The organism is Methylacidiphilum infernorum V4, from assembly GCF_000019665.1.
Taxonomy (GTDB): Bacteria; Verrucomicrobiota; Verrucomicrobiia; order Methylacidiphilales; family Methylacidiphilaceae; genus Methylacidiphilum; species Methylacidiphilum infernorum.
Map to the genome: position 1 here is coordinate 1,142,193 of NC_010794.1, position 18,573 is coordinate 1,160,765.

Consider the following 18,573-nt stretch of genomic DNA (forward strand, 5'->3'; position numbering starts at 1 on the left):
CCCCTTCGTTTATGAACCTTTATTCCCAGGCCGGAGTTAATCTATCTTTAGCTCAAGATTTTAAATCGCAAATCCCTACAATCGTCTCCCCTTCTCTTCGAGCGGAGGTAATAGGAAACATCGGCGGATTTGGAGGACTGTTTTCTGCGGTTTTTCCCCATCTCCGGCATCCCGTGCTCGTTTCAAGCATTGATGGAATAGGGACAAAATTGATTGTTGGCCAGATGGCCAATCGTTTTGAAAGTCTTGGAGAAGACCTCGTCAACCATTGTGTAAACGACATCGCCTCACTGGGTGCTGACCCCCTTTTTTTCCTTGACTATATTGGATGCGGCAAGCTTGACTCCTCGATATTTCTCAAAATTCTCCAAGGCATGGTTAGGGCTTGTAAAAATGCCGGATGTGCCCTATTGGGGGGAGAAACCGCCCAGATGCCCGGCATATACAAAGAAAAAGATTTCGATCTTGTTGGAGCTATTGTCGGGGTAGTAGACAAGGAAAATATTATCGATGGGAAGACGATTTGCCCGGGGGATCTCATTGTTGGACTTCCTTCTTCAGGACTGCATACCAACGGCTATTCTTTGGTCCGGAAACTGCTTTTCGAACAAAATAGCTTCGATATCTGGGATATTCCAGAAGGCTTCAATCGGCCTCTTGCCGAAGAGCTCCTCGCCATTCACCGATGTTACCTTCAAGAGATAAAACTTCTTAGGGGACTGCTGCCGATAAAAGGGATCGCCCATGTAACCGGGGGAGGCATACTTGAAAATTTACCCAGGATACTTCCCGATCATGTTGATGCCCAAATCCATATCAATAGTTGGCCTATTCCCCCGTTGTTTCAATTTTTGATAAAATTAGGCTCTATTCCTAGAGAAGAGAGTTATACGGTTTTTAACATGGGCATTGGCCTTTGCCTTATCATCGCTCCTGAATACCAAGCACAGTGCTTAAAGAATGTCGATGGATACCTGATCGGTCAGATTGTTCCTGGAAACCGAAAAGTCCATTTAAAATAATCATTCTTAACCTGCACAAATATCTCAAAGAAGAAGAGCGCAAAGGCGGCCAAACAGAATAAGAAAGAGTTACTCTTGTAAAAAAACTGGTGGAGGCGGAGGGAGTCGAACCCTCGTCTTCTCGGAAACTTAGAAATTGTCCTACAAGCTTAGCGGTTTTTTATTTTAACCGTCGTAGAAAAGAGGAACCGCGAACCTGAGTTTCCACGACGGGAACCTTGAAATTAAACATTGAATACAAGGTTCAAACTCTTCAATGTTTTCCGGCTCTTAAACACGCCCTTTTCTACTCTGCCGGAAAAGTAGAAAAGAACGCTTGCCGCTGTTTAATTAAGCAGCAAGAGCCAATTCTTCGTTGGCATTTATCAATTTATAGCAGGTTTTTTTACGAGGCCAACCTACTAAAGCCCTCGGCTTGCACAACTTCCAAGTTTAACCGGAGAATCGATCACCGGTAACGCCCCCTATTTCTAAATCCTTTTTTTAAATATATATAAAAAAAAGAAATTATCCAGAGAGGAAGTAAGGTTTTGAAATTCTTTGCTCTTTCATCCTTGAATTTTTTTTACTTTCATTTTCTCATTTTTTGGATCTCGAATTAAGTTAAGTTCATGGTAGGAAATCCCAAATGGCCTCCTCAAGGAGATGATAATGATAAAAACATTATCCGACAGCTTCTCTATCTCTTCGCTCTCTTTTTCTTTCTTGCTCTGCTCAGAGTAGTCATGGGTATGATGATCGGTTTGCGCTTCTGGATGGGAGAATGAGAGTGTTGATAAAAAGAGCCAACCAAGCCTAGCTAACAAGCTTTTTGGAGCTGCTCAGGTTTTTTTTCCTTTGTAATAGGGGAAAAGTCTCTGGGTAATCAAAGAGATTTTCTTATTCCTGTCCCTAAAAAATAGGTTCTTATAACTCAGAGATATTCTTATAAGGGCAAAATTATTTTATGTTTTACACTATGTTTACTAAAACATACACTCCAAGTTCATGGATACTTTTGTTTCCCGCCTGCCTGTTTCACAACCTCAGGAACATCCCATGGCTTGTTGCTGTAAAGATAGAGAAAAGAAGACGGCAGAGAGCGGTTCTATTTGTGAAGCCCGTATAGATTTTGTTTTTCCCGAAGTAAAGTTTCCTTCGAAAAAAGTATATCTGGCGGCGGGTGAAGAACTCCTTCGAAAGCTTGTCGAGGTCCATCATGAAAACTTGATGAAAAGCAAGATTCATTATCTTTTCCCTACCTCACATGAACAATTACGATCTTTGGTAAAACGTAGCGCTGATTTCGTTGTCGAAATGTGCGGGGGACCACCTTATTATACCTTGACAAGAGGAGAGCCGAAGATGCGTGCTCGGCACTTTTCCGTGACCATAGATGAGAAAGCTAGGGAAATATGGCTTGCCTGTTATAAACATGCCCTTAAGGATGTTCATTTTCCCCTGTCTGTCCTTGAGGAATTTTGGCAATGGATCGAATCTTTTTCTATCCGGATGATCAATAGGCGGACCACCCTGGAACCACCACGTAGGGTTCCCTATTCAGAAATCCAAGACTTTTTTGTTTCATGAACCGCTTTTAAGCTTCCTTCTCATCATAATCAACCGCTTCTAAGAATAATTCTATAAGCCTATTTAATCTATAAATATAAATAATAGATTTTAGAAAAAATTTCTATTCGGTAAGACTAACTTCCCAACAGTTGACATCAATAAACCTTTGCCAAGCATCCTCGGTAGGTAATTTTCCGGAGACGAACAAAGGACGCCACTTCGGTTTCTTGGGCTTTTTAAGAAGCTTCATACCCGCTTCTTGGGGGGTCCGGTTACCCTTTTTACTATTGCACCAAATACAGGAACAGACGACATTTTCCCACGTGGTTTTGCCTCCCCTCTCCCTAGGAATGACGTGATCTAGGTTCAAATAGGTCGTCTCGTATTTCTCCCCACAATATTGGCATACATAACCATCCCTTTCAAAAACATTATGTCTTGTAAATTTAACTTCCTTCATGGGTACTTTCTCGAAAAGGAGAAGCAAAATGACTTTAGGTACTCTTATTTTGAAAGAAACGGTGTGGACAACGTCATTCCCATTATATTCTTGAGAATGTTCTTTCCATTCGAAAAAATCCAAAGTATAAAAATCGTCTTTATTTTTATGAACGACATAGGCATGTCCACAATACAGAAGGTTAAAAGCCCTCCTGGCCGTGCACCAATTGACCGCTTGCCACAGCCTATTCAAAATCAGGACACTGGAGTTTAAGATGTCTCTTGAACTTTGTTGCAACAATCAAATTTGTAATGAGTGAACCTTGTGGTGTCAAGAGTCCTTTTAAAAAACCAATTTTTCCCCAAACCCGATTTTATGCTTGTTTATTTTTCCAAGAACAGTAAAAATTATAATAATTTTGAATAGAAATTATTAAATATATTAATAGAATCAATGAAATGATATTCTTTTTATTGGAAAAATTAACCTGATAGATTTAAAACTTTCTCACAGCCTTTCTTAATGAAAAAGAACTTGGAAAAATTCCTGGCATGGGTTTTAAAAAAGAGCTGTCTGCATTGCCGGATAGTCATTCTTTTGTTTCTAGCTCTCACGGTCCTTTCTTTGTGGATCCTTTCCACTAGGTTTAAAGTCATCAACGATACCAATGCCTTGATCCGAAAAGATTCACCTATCCATAAATATTACTTGGAATATAGGAATGAGTTTGGAGTTGCAGAAGATTACGTCGTGGTCATCCATGGAGAAGATCCGGTCGAAAATAAGAAAGCTGCGCTTGAAGTAGGAGAAAAGTTGAGGAAACTCTATCCCCTTGTTCAAAACGTAAGGGATAAACTTGATCTATCCAAACTCGAACCCCATCTTTTACTTTATCTTCCAATCGATGACCTCAAGAAAATCGAATCTGAAATTGACGGGTATGTTAAAACCCTCAAGCAAGAACCTCAGATAAAACTAGATTTGAACACCGTTTTAAATCAAGCAAATGAAAGGTTTCAAGAATCTTACCTGCGCAAGCAAGAAAATTGGAAAGAGTTTATCCCTTTTATCGACAAATTTATCGCTATACTCAATCAATTGGCTGACCAACTTGAGCAGAAACCTACTGCCGACGTTAAATTGCAAAAGAACTCTTTGCAACTTCAGAATAAGGACATGTCTAACTTTAGGATAGAGGATATCCGAGCCATTTTGGAAGATCATGAATTTCTCTCTTTTGAAGAGGGAAAGCTTGTGCTGGTGACGGCTTCGCCCGGAAGAGGAGCCAGTGAAGGGCAAAAAAGAACGGAAACGATCAAAAAGATCCGTTCCATTATTACGGACATTGGAATGGAATATCCCTCTTTGTCTATTGGATTAACCGGTGAGCCTGTACTAGAGGATGATCAACTCCAGGAAAGTTCAAAGGACAGTTTAAATTCGGCTCTGCTTGCTTTTAGCCTTGTCAGTATTCTTTTTTTTATCAGCTATCGTGAAATCCTTCGCCCTGCCATTGGATTGCTTGTGTTAGCGATGTCTTTATGTTGGGCATTGGCTTTTCCCATGGTTACTATCGGACATCTCAATATTATCTCTGAAGCTTTCGTAGCCATGGTCATTGGGATGGGAATCGATTTTGGCATCCAGTTCATGAGTAGATATGAAGAGGAAATTTCTAGCGGAAAAATCATTCTCGAATCCCTGCAAACTACGGCCAGCCATACGGGAGCTGCAATTTTTACCGGAGGATGTACAACAGCGATCGCTTTCTTTACGATGTGTTTTAATGATTTTATCGGATTGCAGGAATTTGGTGTCGTGGCGGGATTCGGTATTCTTTTCTGTCTTATAAGCAGCTTAACTCTGCTTCCCGCCATGTATTTTTGGGTTGATTCAAAAATTGGATTGGACAGGATCAAACAATCCACGATCAAAACAACTTGGACGACTCCCCAGTGGTTTAACACCGTTTTATTTTTCTCTCCCCGGGGAATGCTGACCTTGGCAACATTGGCTACCGTTTTCTTTGCTTTTATGATTCCCAAGGTGAAATTTGATTACAATCTTTTGAACTTGCAAAATCAAAATCTCGATTGTGTTCAATGGGAGCTTGAGCTCCTCAATTCACCTTCTCGAGGAATGATCGCTGCGCTCTCTGTTGCCGATAATGCCGAAGAGGCAAAAAAGAGGGCAAAAGCTTTTGAAGCCCTTCCCACGGTGGCTGAAGTCAGAACAATCACGACTATTTTACCTGAACATCAAGAAGAAAAACTGCAGGTTGTCAGGCAAATCGTAGATAAGCTTAAAGAAGTTCCTCTAGACTCTTCAAAAAAGGAAGTTAATGCTGAAAGACTGAAAACTGATATTGACAGCCTTCTTCAGAAGTCTGAAGAGGGATACAAGACCGCGCAAAAATTTGTAGCTATTTCTCCCCAAGCTAAAGAAGCCGTGGATATTTTTTCAAAGCTTATTCCTGCTTTATCCCGTATCCAAAAGCAGATGAACAAACTGCCGAAGCCCGAATTGAATAAAAGGTTAAGCAGGGCACAGTTCGAAATTTTTGGCACGATGGAAAGTGGACTACTCTGGTTGAGATCCCAGGATACCTCCAGGGGAGTTGCCCTGGAAGACTTGCCTAAAGAGGTTTTAGAAAGGTTCCTTTCTCCTCATGGAAAAATCCTTTTAGAGATCGTTCCCAAAGAGAACGTTTGGGAAAGGAAAGCTGATGTGCAATTTGTTCAGGATATCCGCAAAATTGATCCAAAGGTGACCGGCACCCCGGTGCAAAACTACGAGTATATCGAGCTTTTAAGAAAAAGTTATACAGAGGCTGCCCAATGGGCTTTTCTAGCTATCGTTATTCTAATCGTTTTGAGATTTCAGAACCTGCTTCATTCTCTACTCGCTCTATTTCCCCTTCTTCTTGCAGCCGTATGGACTTTAGGATGGATGGGGTACTTCAACATCCCTTTTAATCCAGCCAATATTATCACCTTGCCACTGGCGATTGGAGCGGGGGTAGCCTATGGGATTTACACTGTGGATCGATTCAGTGAAGATGGAAACGCCCAGCTCTTTTCTACGAGCACGGGAAAAGCGATTCTCGTTTCAGGGCTGACAGCTGTGATCGGTTTCGGTTCTTTATTAATAAGCTCCTATCAAGGATTATATAGCCTGGGATTGGTCATGACCATCGCCATTAGTTTTTGTTTAACAACAAGCCTGATCATCTTACCTCAAATATTTTACCTCTTAAATACGAGAAAAAAAAAGACTAAGGGATTATCCGTTACCATTCCTGTTGAAGAAACATTGGCCAACAAATAGATTTTTTCTGTTTGAAAAGGCTCTTTTTAGCCGTTCACTTCTAGAACGTGATGGTGGGCTACTCCTTCCAGGCAGCCTTTAGCCTTTTAAAATGCCTTCAAGAACTTGGACGGACCACAGGTCCTTTCCCCTTTATACTATGAAATCTTCTTCTTGGAGTTTTGGGAAAAGTTCAATAAGGGTTAAAGGCTCTTTCGGAAGCCAATAGAGAGGGAGAAGGATCAGGCTCTTTATAACTCTTGGGTTGCTTAAGTCTTCTCCCAATCTTATTGTCTTCGGGTTGGGTTTGTTGAATCGAGACGGGAGTGCCGATTGCGACCAATTTATAAAATTTTTCTGCTTCTTTCCACTCAAGTCGAATGCAACCATGGCTTCTTGGAATCGGCCAAACATAGCCTTGATGAATATAATAACCGGGAAGAAACTCGACCGCATAGGGCATAGGATAGCCTACGTATTTCCAACCTTCACCTGGACATCCCGAAATATCAGAAGAAACATAGCGATCGGCTTTGACCCAGAATCCATAGCTTGCAGACCTTTTTTTCATTTGTTTGTCTAATACCTTAAAATGCCCCGTTGGGGTCGAATTCCTTTTTCCCGTACAGACATGTGTGGCCAGAACAACTTTCTTTCCTTCTAAAACATAAAGAGCCTGGTTGTTCAACGAAACCTTAACCGAAATTGGTCCTTTATTATGATTTTTATCCGGATTGTTTTTACCAAAAAGATCAAGAAAATCATCCAATGAAATAGCCTTCAGGGAATGACTGGAACACAACGTAACACTAAAAAAGAGAAATACTTGAAACCATTTTGTCATGTCCAAAGGACAGAATAATCGCCCTTTTAATGGAAAATACCATAAGGGTAATCTTCAATCTTTATAAAATTAATCAGCGCTAAAAATACAATAAAAAAACCAACCTTCTTTAAGTATCTAATTTTGTGACACTCCTCATCCGCTGAAGCGGATGGACTCCTAGTTGAGTGTCGCGGTTCATGGACTGTTCCCGGAGAGAACTCGCGGTAGAGTTGGGAAAAATGCTGCTTTCCCGATTTCAACTAAGCCTATAAGGCTAGGGATTAAACAAGGCTTCAGCTACAAACCTAAACTCCGACTTGTGATTCATCCTCAAGCCATCTGTGGCAACCTCAAGGAACTATTTTTAGCTTTGGAACCGTTAGAGACTGAACTCACTAGGAAGAAGCAACTCCTCTCATTCCTATTCCTTAAGAGATGAAGCAAATATTTGATCTGAAAAAACGCGTCGCAACCCTCTTTCTTCTGGAAGAGGGTAAGGTGCGTCATTCAATTACGGAATGGATGGATCTGCTCCCCTCGTTCCCATTAGCCAGGAGCTTAAGTAACCTCTTTGGTATGAATACTGATCTTGAATCCTATCTTTTCTTCTGCAAAAGCGAGCTTGTTATTTCTTTTCCCATACGAAACGTAAAGGCTTTTTAGCCCATTCTCCGGCATAGTCGACACCAATTCGAGCCGTATTCTTTATTTCAGTCTCAGGGATGACAATCCCCGAATATTCCACCCAGATGCGATCACCGATAAGAGATACTCCATTATCCGAGTCATTAATGCCAAAGGACCGGGTGACTTTTCCCGGCCCGTCTGCCCAATGTTTTTCGGGTATGCCTTTTCTTCTCTCCCTTACCCTTTCCTTTCCTTCGGTAATCCATACTCCACGAATGAGAACCGCCATGGGAATACCTTCGGGCCCCAAGACAAAATTCAATAGATAGTGCATTCCATAGCAGAAATAAACGTAAGCAATCCCTCCACGCTGAAATATGGTCTTATTTCTCGGGGTAACCCGGTTACCGTAACCATGGCAAGCCCTATCTTCTGCACCTCCGTAGGCTTCAGTCTCGAAGATAATCCCTGAAACTACTCCTTTATCATCCTTAACCGATAGTTTCTTTCCAAGAAAGAAAAGAGCGCCTTCTATGGGGTTATTCGTTAAATAGGCATCCAGACTAATCTTTTCTCCCATTTTGGCAGGTTGTTAAAAGGAGCAGCTTTAAAGGCATAGAGATCGGAAAGAAAGCCTGGGCAGGTCTTCGTTAGCTGCAGCGTTTAAGCTTTACGATCGCTTCTCTTACAAGGGGAGAAAGATCGCTTCCGCCGTTTTCTTCTACATAGCTGATGATTCTTTGGCGCATAACCGGAGACCAAAATTTCTGAAGATGGTTTGTAATCCCCTCTATAGCTTCCTCTTTTGTGGGGTAATTTTTATAAAAATCCCCAATCTGGTTAGCCATAAATACAAGATCCTTATACATTGTTTTCATACCCTTTAAGCCCATTCAACGGAGGTGCAATAGCCAAAAGGTTCTTAACATTGCTGAAACGAACAGGCAACCACTTTACGAGCAATTTCTCTAGCAAGAGCGCTCACTTGCACTGCGGTTACCTTGTATTCAGGACAATTTGTCGCCCAGTCGGATATTTCCGTTGTTACTATGTTTGCTCGACTTTCGGGGAAATGAAAAGTCGCATATACCGTTCCGGGCTGCACCCTGTCAGTGATTTTACATCTGAAAATACCGCTTCCTTTTCTACTTGTTACTTCTACGAGATCTCCTTCCTTTATTCCTCTTTCTTCAGCGTCTGAAGGATGGATTTCCAGTATATCCTCTTTTGACCATAGGATATTCTGCGTCCTTCGCGTTTGTGTCCCCACGTTGTAATGATGCAAGATTCTCCCTGTTGTCAAGATAAGGGGGAATTGTCTCGTAGGTCTTTCGGGTGTAGGAACATAACCGGTAATATGAAATTCTCCTAGTCCTTTGAAGAATTTTTCCCGGTGCATGATGGGTGTTCCTTCGGCCGCTTCTTCTTCGTTACATGGCCATTGGATACTGCCCAACCTGTCTAGTTTTTCATAACTTACGCCACGGAAAGTGGGAGTAAGCCTTGCGATTTCATCCATAATTTCAGAAGGATGATTATAATGCATGGGATAACCCATGGCTTGAGCAATTTCTTGGATTACTTCCCATTCCTGTTTGCCGCACAAAGGAGGCATCACCTGTCTCACCCTTTGAATTCTCCTTTCAGCATTTGTAAAAGTGCCATCTTTCTCTAGGAAAGAACAACCGGGCAAAAAAACATGACAGTACTGAGACATCTCATTAAGGAAAATATCGTGGAGGACGACAAGTTCCATCGACTTTAAAGCTTCGACAACATGATGACTATCGGGATCAGATTGAGTGAGGTCTTCTCCATGGACATATATTCCCTTAAAATTCCCATACACAGCTTCGGTCAACATGTTAGTGATCCTAAAACCGGGTTCTGGATCTAGGGGAACATTCCAGGCCTCTTCAAAAAGGTTTCTTGTTTGATAATCCGAAACATGCCGATAGCCTGAAAATTCATGAGGAAATGATCCCATATCACAGGATCCTTGAACGTTGTTTTGCCCTCGAAGGGGATTGACCCCGGCCCCATCCTTACCCACATTCCCCGTGAGCATAGCCAGGTTAGCAATAGCCAGTACCGCGGTTGTCCCTTGGGAATGTTCTGTTACTCCTAATCCATAATAGATTGCCGCATTGCCTCCAGTGGCATAAAGCCTTGCTGCTCCCCTGATAAGCTCCGCGGGAACTCCCGTTATTTCTTGAGCTCTTTCCGGGGAATTCTCCTCTTTTCGGATAAACTGCAACCATTTTTTGAATGATTCTTGATTACATCTTTGCTCTATAAAAGCTCGATTTTCCAATCCCTCCTCAAGTATTGTGTAGGCAATAGCATTAAGCAGGGCTACATTTGTCCCCGGCCTAAGTTGTAAATGGTAATCCGCTTTAATGTGAGGAGACCGGACAAGATCGATTTTTCTTGGATCGGCAACAATGAGCCGTGCCCCTTCCCTTAGCCTGCGTTTCAACTGTGAGCCAAAAACAGGATGTCCATCCGTGGGATTAGCGCCAATGACGAAAATGACATCAGAAAACCGGACAGAGTCAAAAGGATTTGTGCCCGCTGAAGTTCCATAGGCTGCCTTAAGTCCATAACCGGTTGGAGAATGACAGACCCGAGCACAAGTATCGATGTTATTATTACGAAAAACAGCTCTAACCAGTTTTTGGACAACAAAATCTTCTTCATTTGTGCAACGGGATGAACTGACTGCACCTATAGAATACCTACCGTATTTGTCCGCTATGCGTTTGAATTCAGAAGCTACATAAGCTATCGCTTCTTCCCAGCTTACTTCCTTCCAAGGATCTTCAATACTTTTACGCATCATGGGCTTTGTCACTCTTTCTGGACTTAATGCATAAGTCCAAGCAAACCTTCCCTTTACACAGGAATGCCCATGATTGGCATGGCCATTGTTGTAGGGAACAAGTCTTACGATTTCATATCCCTGGGTTTGAACTTCAAAAGAACAACCCACTCCACAATAGGCACAAGTGGTAATCGTTGATTTTAGGGGAAGCCCCTTTTCGATTACCGTATTCTCGATCAGGGCAGCTGTTGGACAAGCTTTCACGCAAGCTCCACAAGATACACACTCGGAGGAAAAAAATTCATGCGTCGGTCCTGGTGTTATGACCGAATCAAAACCTCTACGCCGAGCAGTCAAGGCTAATGTTCCTTGGATTTCATCGCAAGCTCTTACACATCGAAAACAGACGATACATTTTGCAGGATCAAAGCTAAAATAGGGATTCGTTCTATCTTTTTCACTTTTGAGATGATTTTTCCCCGAAAATCCATAGCGAACATCTCTCAAACCTACGGCTCCAGCCATATCCTGAAGTTCACAATCGCCGTCAACAGGACACATCAGGCAATCCAGGGGATGATCCGATATATAGAGCTCCATGACATTGCGGCGAAGCTTGGCCAACTTTTGAGAAAAGGTCTTCACTTTCATCCCCTGCTCAACCAATGTGGTACAGGAGGCCGGATAGCCTCTCTTCCCTTCTATTTCCACAAGGCAAAGCCTACAGGACCCAAAAGGCTCAAGACTTTCCGTTGCGCAGAGCTTTGGAATCATGATCCCGTTCAAAGCGGCAGCCCTCAATAAAGATGTGCCTTCAGGCACAGTGACTTCAATTCCGTCAATAGTTAAGGTGACGGTTTTGGACTTTAAAGCAGGGTTGAAATCAACTCGACTATATTCAGTCTGCGTCCGACATCCATTATTTTTGCCATTTTTGTAATACCGAGCCCATTCTCCTGGGCTTGCTGGAGTTCCTAGATCGATGCGTTTATCGGTCAGCATAACCTTTTCTCCTTTCTTTATATTAGAAGCTTCTATTTCTTGGTTTTTCCTTCTTGCTTTTAGCCGGCTGTGGCAAAGGCCAAAACCTCCGCTTTGCTATAGCCAAAATCTTCTGGAAAATATCGTAAAGCACTTAACACGGGAAAGGGAGTCATCCCTCCTAGACCGCACAACGAAGCGTTCAGCATCGTGTCGCACAGGTCGAAAAGAAGCTCCAACTCCCTCCGCGAACCTTTGCCCATGATTATTTTTTCTATAAGCTCCATCCCCCTTGTTGAACCGATTCGGCAAGGAGTACACTTCCCGCAGGATTCTTCTGCACAAAATTCCATGGCGTAATGAGCCATATGGGCTAAGTTGGCTGAATCATCAAAGGCAACGATTCCTCCATGCCCTACAATACCCTTGATCTTGCTTAATTCTTCATAATCCAAAGGAATATCCAAAAGGGAATCCGGCAAATAAGGACCTAGAGGACCTCCAATTTGAATGGCTTTTAAAGGCCTACCCGACCGGGTTCCCCCTCCAAAGCCGTAAATGAGCTCCTTAAGGCTAATGCCAAAGGGAATTTCTACAAGCCCTGGATATTGGAGATTTCCAGAGAGTTGAACAGGCAAGGTTCCTTTCGACCGATTCACACCTAGACTTGCATAAGCCTCGGCTCCATGGGATAAAATCCAAGGCACGGAGGAAAGCGTGATCACGTTGTTGATCACGGTGGGCTTTCCCCACAGTCCCTTTACGGCAGGTAAAGGAGGTCTTGGCCTAACCATGCCTCTCTTTCCTTCAAGGCTATCTAAAAGGGCCGTTTCCTCTCCGCATACATAGGCACCCGCTCCAAGAAAAACTTCAAGATCAAAAGAAAAAGAAGAACCAAAAATTCTCTTACCCAAGAGCCCTGCCGATTTACAAATAAAAATGGCCTCGTTCAATATTTCATAGGCGAGTGGATACTCAGACCTAAGATAGATATACCCTTTATCGGCTCCAACGGCAAATCCGGCGATCATCATTCCTTCGATCAGAAGAAAAGGATCGCCTTCCATAACCATCCGATCGGAAAAAGTTCCAGAATCCCCTTCATCAGCATTGCAAACGATAAACTTCTGTGAAGAAGTTGCCTGCCAAGTCGTTTTCCATTTTATCCCCGTAGGGAAAGCCGCTCCTCCCCTCCCTCTTAGCCCCGATTTATAAACTTCATCGATAACTTTACTCTGTCCCCATTCTATGGCTTTTCTAAGACCGATAAAGCCTCCGCACTCGACATAAGAATCTAAAGAAAGAGGATCATTACGACCTATTCGTTCAAAAATAAGTCTTTTTTGGTTTTTCAAATAAGGATGCTCTTGAATATTTCCCAAGTATAAAGGATGGTCCAACCCTTCAAGGAAGCCGGAATCAAACAAAGACTGTACCTGCTCCACCTCCACGGGTCCATAAGCAACTCTTTTATTGCCCCCTAGCTCTACTTCAACGACAGGCTCAAGCCAATACAGCCCATAGGAACCTGTGCGTACAATCTTTAAAGGAATATTTCTGGAAGAAGCCTCCTTTTCAACGGCTTTAGCTACGTCATTCGACCCAACGGCCAATGAAGAATAATCTCTTGAAATATAAACAGTATGCATCGCCCTATAAAATTGAAGCTAAAAGTTTTTCCATTTTTTGGGTATTGACCCGGCCATAAAGCCTTCCGTTGAGAGAAACCGACGGACCATTAGCACAATTGCCAAAGCAATAAGTCGGCAGTAGGGTCAGCTTCCCATCGGCCGTAGTTTGTCCAAAGTCGATATCCAAGACCTCTTTTGCTTTTGTTATGATCTTATGGCAACCGTTAGCTTGGCAGGCTTCCGCCCTGCAAATCTTAAGTATATTCTTACCGGTAGGCTCTGTTCTAAAATCGGCATAAAAAGTAAGAACTCCATAAGCTTCGGCTTGAGAAAGATTAAAAGAAGAAGCTATCTGGGGTATGAATTCTTTAGGGATATATCCCAGCTCTTCTTGTAACTTATGATAGAAGGGGATTAGCCCATTTGGCTTTGTAGAAAAGAAAGCCAACATATCCAATAGTTTTTGATCCATCTGTTTTGTCATTCTTTTATAAAATCCCAAATCTATTAAAAAATTTTGATAGAACTCTTTGCTTTATTTCTTGATTATAAATACCCTCATTAAATTACTTATTTAAGTAGCCGATTTTCCCTGAGTAATCAATATGCAAAAATAAAAATTATTAAAATAATTTTATTGTATAATATATTAAAATATTTTATGGATTATCTAAACTCCCCTCGCTTGGGGGAAAGGTTACAATTCCCCAAGGGTTTTTTATGCCTTCGATGATTGCCCGCTTAGTATAATTATCCGCATCTAGAACAATAATTTTATCGGATCGCCCGCTGGCCACGAGTATTTTTTTCCCATCCGGGCTAAAAGTAAAATGCCAACAACGATCCCCCGCTATTGAAGCCTCGGCGATGAGCTTGAGAGTCGGCACTTCAAAGACTTGCAATTTACGATCCCGGAAAGCCAGGACAAACAATTTTTTGGATGAGGGATCAAAGCTGACTCCATAGGGACCAGAAGCCGTGGAAGTTTCTTTGAGAAGTACAAAATCTTTGTCAAAGAGGGCTACTTTGTTGCTGTTTTCAAAAGTCACGGCATAAATTTCCCCTGTAGGAGCTCTTTTTAAGCCTCGGGGCCTTAAGCCTATTTGCTGAACGTCTACTTTCTTTATTTCCTTCCCCGAAGAGATATCATAAATTCCGATGGAACTATCCCCTTCATTAGCCACAAGGAGTTTTGTGCCATCTTGGGAAAATTCTAAAGCTTCGGTTTCCATCCCGGCAGAAAACTCTTTTTCAACTTTTTCTCCGGCGATATCGATTTCAGCAATTTTGGCCGTTCCATCTCCAGTAGCTTCTTTAACACTTTGCGGTTCATATGATACAAAAAGCATTTTTCTTTGGGGATGGATTCTAAGAAATTCAGGGTTCTGGCCTACCGGAATCGATTTTTCTATAGCAGCCTTGTCGACATCGATAACGAAAACAGAGCCGGTTATTTTATCAACAGAAAAAAGGGTTTTCCCATCTCTACTCATACCGAGGCCGCGAAGGAAGCTGCCAGGCAAAGCTATTTCTTTAAGCTTTTGATCGCTATCTATATCAATGACGGTTATACCGCCTTCATGGCTTACGAAAGCTAAGTCATGTTCTTTGCCAAAGAGATTGTTTATGATAATAAAGAAAGATAACAAAGAGATCCGAAGAAAACGAACAAGAGAAGGAATGCCAGGGTTGTTGATATCTAAAATGGTTTGCAAAATAAGCGACTTTTCAACCTAAATATGAAATATTCAATCAAAAAAAAATAAAAAATTGAAATTGCAATTTAAAAAAAATAGGATTTGAATTGCATCAAAAAAAATCATAAGTTTTTAACTAAATAGGAGGATACATGAATTGGGAAAAACCGGTATTCGAAGAGCTGAATCTCTGCATGGAAGTTACAGCTTACGCATTTATTGCCGAGAATTAATCTTCGGATGTCTTCAAAAGCTTGCAACAAAGGGCAAAGGGAAAAAAACCTTTGCCCTTGTTGCTAAATTATGGAAGTTTTAGTTCTTGGTTCGGGAGCAGGAGGAGGGATTCCCCAGTGGAATTGTCTTTGCCCAAACTGTGTCCGAGCTCGGTTAGAAATCAAAGAAAGGAAAGAAAGCTTTATCTTTAGAAGAACTCAATCTTCTATCGCCGTTAGGGAAACAGGCGAAAAATGGGTTCTTTTGAACGCTTCGATCGATCTGCCGGCGCAAATTTCTCGAGAATCTGAACTTTCTCCTCCTGGAGTAGAAATTCGTTCTTCACCCTTTTCGGCGGTCATTTTAACGGACGCTCAGATCGATCACGCCTCCGGTCTTCTTTCTTTGAGAGAAGGTAAAGAAATTGAACTTGTTTGTACCCAGCAAACATGGGATGTTCTTTCCGACTCCTATCCTTTGATCCGGGTTCTGTCTTCTTTTCTCAAAATTAAAAAAAACTTATTTCCCATCAAAATCGGCTCTCTTTTCTTTAATGCCATAAACTTGAGAAGTTCAGCTCCCCCCTATGTCCAAAGGGAACCCCGCCCAGGCGATGTTATCGCCCTGAGTATTGAAGATGAATCGGGAAAAAAAATCGTTTATTGTCCCGCTTTGCCGGAAATAAATCCTGATCTGGAGGACTTTGTCCAGGACTCTTTGTGTTTCTTCGTTGACGGAACATTCTGGTCTGAAAACGAATTATCTCTTTGGAACATCAAAGACAAAAAAGCCTCACAAATGGGACATGTGGCCGTAGGGGGAGAAAATGGATCTTTAAGGTGGCTTTCTACCCTTAAAATTCCTAGAAAAATTTACATTCATATCAACAATACTAATCCTATGATTGATCCTGATTCGGCACAGGCAAAAGCGGTGTTATCTTCAGGAGTAGAAATTGCTTACGATGGAATGAAGCTTTTGCTATAATCCAACAGCGATGAATTCACCCTTTTTCCCTCTCCAGTCCCTTTATCCTTCTTTTGTCCCTAAGGAAGAATTTATTTTGAAATTGCCTCTTCTGCCTTCTCAATTTGAAGAGGTTTTGAGGCAGATAGGCACTACAAGTTATCATGACAAGCATCCCTTCCATTTGCTTATGAATGAAGGGAAGCTCTCTAAAGAAGCTCTTCAAGGATGGGTAGCGAATCGGTTCTATTATCAAGAGCAAATTCCTATTAAAGATGCGGCTATTCTTTCCAATTGTCCGGATAGAGAGCTAAGACGTGCCTGGATTTCTAGGATTCACGATCACGACGGTTTTGGAGAAGACCCTGGAGGAATTGAAAGATGGCTTAACTTAGGACAGGCTGTTGGATTAAGTAGAGAAGATCTACTTTCTCACCGTTACCTTCTTCCTGGAGTCCGTTATGCCGTTGATGCCTACATCCATTTTTGCAGGCAACAACCCTGGCTTATAGCCATGGCTTCTTCACTTACCGAACTTTTTGCTCCCTCTATTCACAAGATCCGCATTTCGGCATTCCCCAAGTATTATCCATGGATCGATCCCAAGGGTTTAAAATATTTTGAAAAAAGAGTCGAACAAGCCCCTCGAGATGTCCAGTTTACCCTTGCTCTTGTTCTTGAAAAATGCACGACTCGAGAACTCCAGCTATCCGTTATCGAAGCTTTACAATTCAAATGCGATCTGCTTTGGTCTATGCTCGATGCCCTCTACATCCATTACCAGCTGGGTATACGTGTACCAAGACCTCATTATGCACTCTGAAAAAATTCCCGAACTTTCCGCTAAAGCCAAGCTTAAATTCGATGAAGCAAGGGGAAAACCCGTTTTGCTTTTTCCTGAAGGCCTTCTATTCCTAAACCAGACAGCCTACAGAATACTCCTTTTATGCGATGGCCGAAGAACCCTTTCCGAAATTATCACCGAGCTGGCTAAAGATTTTTCTGCGGATAGGGTTGCAATGGGAAAAGATGTATGGGAATTTTTATTAGCCCTTCATGAAAAGGGGCTTGTCCAATTCCATTAGAAAGGCCTGTATGTCCGATAAAAGGTTGTTGCCTTTTTCCTTGCTTTGTGAACTGACATTTCATTGCCCTTTGCAGTGTCCTTATTGTAGCAATTCCACAAGCTACTTACACTGGTTAAAAAAAGAACTCAGCACCGAAGAATGGATAAGGGTGCTAAAAGAAGCCCAAAAACTGGGCATTTTGCAAGTCTACTTTTCAGGGGGTGAACCCTTGGTGCGGAAAGATCTTATTACCTTGATTCGGACAGCACATGACCTCGGTTTTTACTCAAACATGAGCACCGGGGGCACTCTTATCCATAAGGAGCTTCTGAAAAAGATAAAGGAAGCCGGCTTAGACAGTATTCAGCTGAGCATCCAGGACAGCAGGCCAGAATCGGCGGATTTGATTTCTGGGGGAAAACAGAGCTTTGAAAAAAAAATTAAAGCTGCTCGACTCATCGTTGAACTCGAAATTCCACTGGGAATTAATGTCGTCATTCACAGACATAATATAGAGCGGATTTCTGAAATCATCGATTTCGCCGCAAATCTAGGGGCTCAAAGGCTGGAGCTAGCCAATACCCAGTATTATGGTTGGGCTTTACTGAACAGAAAAATGCTCCTCCCCAGCAAGAATCAAGTAGAAAAAGCGGCAAAAGAAGCTTCCAGGGCAAAAGAAAAATACAAAGGAAAAATGGAAATCCTTTTTGTGATTCCCGATTACTACAGTCCCTTTCCTAAACCTTGCATGCAAGGATGGGGAAAAATTTATATGACCGTTTCAGCCGATGGGACCGTTTTACCCTGTCAAAGTGCTCGAGACATCCGAAGCTTAAATTTTCCCAACATTCGATCGGATAACCTTGAAAATATCTGGTGGAATTCCGAGGCTTTCAATAAATTTCGCGGCACGGATTTCCTTCCTGAACCCTGTAAAAGCTGCCCTAGAAAAGAAATAGATTTTGGGGGTTGTCGTTGCCAAGCATACTTACTTACTGCTGATGCTGCTGCCACAGACCCTGCTTGCGTCTATTCTCCTTTTCACTCCATTATAGAACGCATTATCCAAGAAAATGATTCAAAGGGGCAACCTTCTTCGGATACCCGCTTCATATATAGAAATCTTAAAAACTCAAAGGCTTTAAGTTGAAATAAAAAAAGCCAAAGGATAATCCCTTGGCTTTTTTTAGCGAAAAAGAAATTAAAAGTTTACTCGGTGGTTTTCTTTTGTTTTTTTTCTTTCTTGCAGGAAGGACACTCTCCTGACTTTCCCAAGTAATTATTCCCCTGCTTGCCCACAATCACCATGTCTCCTCTTGTCGTCTGAATCATTCTTCCATGTCCCTGGGTAGCAAAGAACGAACCGCAAACAACAAGAGAAAAGAAAACGGTAAATGCCTTAAACCATTTCTTCATATTC

18 protein-coding genes and 1 other RNA gene are annotated in these 18,573 nt (G+C 42.1%); 9 read left to right on the forward strand and 10 right to left on the reverse strand.

The genetic code is table 11. The annotated features are described in order from the left end of the window. Nucleotides 1-11: 11 nt before the first annotated feature. Nucleotides 12-1,022 (forward strand): phosphoribosylformylglycinamidine cyclo-ligase, encoded by a 1,011-nt coding sequence (purM, locus tag MINF_RS05430; RefSeq protein WP_012463556.1) that lies wholly within the window; start codon nucleotides 12-14, stop codon nucleotides 1,020-1,022. An 87-nt stretch (nucleotides 1,023-1,109) separates the two neighbouring features. Here purM and ssrA read toward each other — a convergent pair. Beyond that, nucleotides 1,110-1,487, reverse strand: a transfer-messenger RNA (tmRNA) gene (ssrA, locus tag MINF_RS10975). A gap of 146 nt (nucleotides 1,488-1,633) precedes the next feature. Between ssrA and MINF_RS11440 the strand changes: the two genes are divergently transcribed. Together MINF_RS11440 and MINF_RS05445 are read left to right on the forward strand one after the other, a co-directional pair. After that, on the forward strand, nucleotides 1,634-1,789 hold the full coding sequence (locus MINF_RS11440) for a hypothetical protein (protein ID WP_187146921.1): 156 nt from the start codon (nucleotides 1,634-1,636) through the stop codon (nucleotides 1,787-1,789). Nucleotides 1,790-2,009: 220 nt separating this feature from the next. Further along, nucleotides 2,010-2,591 carry a globin domain-containing protein gene (locus MINF_RS05445; protein ID WP_012463558.1) on the forward strand — a complete coding sequence of 194 codons (582 nt, stop codon included), beginning with the start codon at nucleotides 2,010-2,012 and terminating at the stop codon, nucleotides 2,589-2,591. A gap of 103 nt (nucleotides 2,592-2,694) precedes the next feature. On the opposite strand, the gene MINF_RS05450 is transcribed toward MINF_RS05445, so the two are convergent. Continuing rightward, entirely contained in the window at nucleotides 2,695-3,267 is a 573-nt protein-coding gene (locus MINF_RS05450; protein WP_238523436.1) for an HNH endonuclease, read from the reverse strand. Between the two features lie 270 nt (nucleotides 3,268-3,537). Between MINF_RS05450 and MINF_RS05455 the strand changes: the two genes are divergently transcribed. Continuing rightward, nucleotides 3,538-6,342 carry an MMPL family transporter gene (locus MINF_RS05455; RefSeq protein WP_012463561.1) on the forward strand — a complete coding sequence of 935 codons (2,805 nt, stop codon included), beginning with the start codon at nucleotides 3,538-3,540 and terminating at the stop codon, nucleotides 6,340-6,342. Nucleotides 6,343-6,514: 172 nt separating this feature from the next. Here the strand turns inward: MINF_RS05455 and MINF_RS05460 are convergent, their stop codons facing one another. The 7 genes from MINF_RS05460 to MINF_RS05500 form a co-directional block, all read right to left on the reverse strand. Then, nucleotides 6,515-7,165, reverse strand: a complete 651-nt coding sequence (locus tag MINF_RS05460) for a L,D-transpeptidase (RefSeq protein ID WP_048810182.1) — start codon at nucleotides 7,163-7,165, stop codon at nucleotides 6,515-6,517. Nucleotides 7,166-7,772: 607 nt separating this feature from the next. Further along, entirely contained in the window at nucleotides 7,773-8,354 is a 582-nt protein-coding gene (locus MINF_RS05475) for a DNA-3-methyladenine glycosylase (protein ID WP_012463563.1), read from the reverse strand. Nucleotides 8,355-8,424: 70 nt separating this feature from the next. Further along, the gene (locus MINF_RS05480) at nucleotides 8,425-8,622 is read right to left on the reverse strand and encodes a formate dehydrogenase subunit delta (protein WP_148205154.1); all 198 of its coding nucleotides are present in this window, start codon (nucleotides 8,620-8,622) and stop codon (nucleotides 8,425-8,427) included. A 74-nt stretch (nucleotides 8,623-8,696) separates the two neighbouring features. Then, nucleotides 8,697-11,600, reverse strand: a complete 2,904-nt coding sequence (gene fdhF, locus MINF_RS05485; RefSeq protein ID WP_012463565.1) for a formate dehydrogenase subunit alpha — start codon at nucleotides 11,598-11,600, stop codon at nucleotides 8,697-8,699. Nucleotides 11,601-11,659: 59 nt separating this feature from the next. Then, entirely contained in the window at nucleotides 11,660-13,228 is a 1,569-nt protein-coding gene (locus MINF_RS05490; protein WP_012463566.1) for a formate dehydrogenase beta subunit, read from the reverse strand. A 4-nt stretch (nucleotides 13,229-13,232) separates the two neighbouring features. Continuing rightward, nucleotides 13,233-13,694, reverse strand: coding sequence for an NAD(P)H-dependent oxidoreductase subunit E (locus MINF_RS05495; RefSeq protein ID WP_048810187.1), 462 nt, complete (start codon nucleotides 13,692-13,694; stop codon nucleotides 13,233-13,235). Nucleotides 13,695-13,869: 175 nt separating this feature from the next. Further along, nucleotides 13,870-14,925 (reverse strand): beta-propeller fold lactonase family protein, encoded by a 1,056-nt coding sequence (locus MINF_RS05500; RefSeq protein WP_012463568.1) that lies wholly within the window; start codon nucleotides 14,923-14,925, stop codon nucleotides 13,870-13,872. Nucleotides 14,926-15,059: 134 nt separating this feature from the next. Here MINF_RS05500 and pqqA point away from each other — a divergent pair, with 134 nt between their 5' ends. The 5 genes from pqqA (at nucleotide 15,060) to pqqE (ending at nucleotide 18,303) form a co-directional block, all read left to right on the forward strand. Then, nucleotides 15,060-15,140 carry a pyrroloquinoline quinone precursor peptide PqqA gene (pqqA, locus tag MINF_RS11970; protein WP_012463569.1) on the forward strand — a complete coding sequence of 27 codons (81 nt, stop codon included), beginning with the start codon at nucleotides 15,060-15,062 and terminating at the stop codon, nucleotides 15,138-15,140. Between the two features lie 70 nt (nucleotides 15,141-15,210). Continuing rightward, nucleotides 15,211-16,107 (forward strand): pyrroloquinoline quinone biosynthesis protein PqqB, encoded by an 897-nt coding sequence (pqqB, locus tag MINF_RS05505; RefSeq protein WP_012463570.1) that lies wholly within the window; start codon nucleotides 15,211-15,213, stop codon nucleotides 16,105-16,107. A gap of 10 nt (nucleotides 16,108-16,117) precedes the next feature. Next, nucleotides 16,118-16,909 carry a pyrroloquinoline-quinone synthase PqqC gene (gene pqqC, locus MINF_RS05510; protein WP_012463571.1) on the forward strand — a complete coding sequence of 264 codons (792 nt, stop codon included), beginning with the start codon at nucleotides 16,118-16,120 and terminating at the stop codon, nucleotides 16,907-16,909. Further along, nucleotides 16,899-17,171, forward strand: a complete 273-nt coding sequence (pqqD, locus tag MINF_RS05515) for a pyrroloquinoline quinone biosynthesis peptide chaperone PqqD (RefSeq protein ID WP_048810188.1) — start codon at nucleotides 16,899-16,901, stop codon at nucleotides 17,169-17,171. The genes pqqC and pqqD overlap by 11 nt, the downstream gene beginning before the upstream one ends. A gap of 10 nt (nucleotides 17,172-17,181) precedes the next feature. Next, nucleotides 17,182-18,303: a pyrroloquinoline quinone biosynthesis protein PqqE gene (pqqE, locus tag MINF_RS05520; protein WP_048810189.1), complete on the forward strand. Its 1,122-nt coding sequence runs from the start codon at nucleotides 17,182-17,184 to the stop codon at nucleotides 18,301-18,303. Between the two features lie 59 nt (nucleotides 18,304-18,362). On the opposite strand, the gene MINF_RS05525 is transcribed toward pqqE, so the two are convergent. Next, nucleotides 18,363-18,569 (reverse strand): hypothetical protein, encoded by a 207-nt coding sequence (locus MINF_RS05525; RefSeq protein ID WP_012463574.1) that lies wholly within the window; start codon nucleotides 18,567-18,569, stop codon nucleotides 18,363-18,365. Between the last annotated feature and the right edge of the window lie 4 nt (nucleotides 18,570-18,573).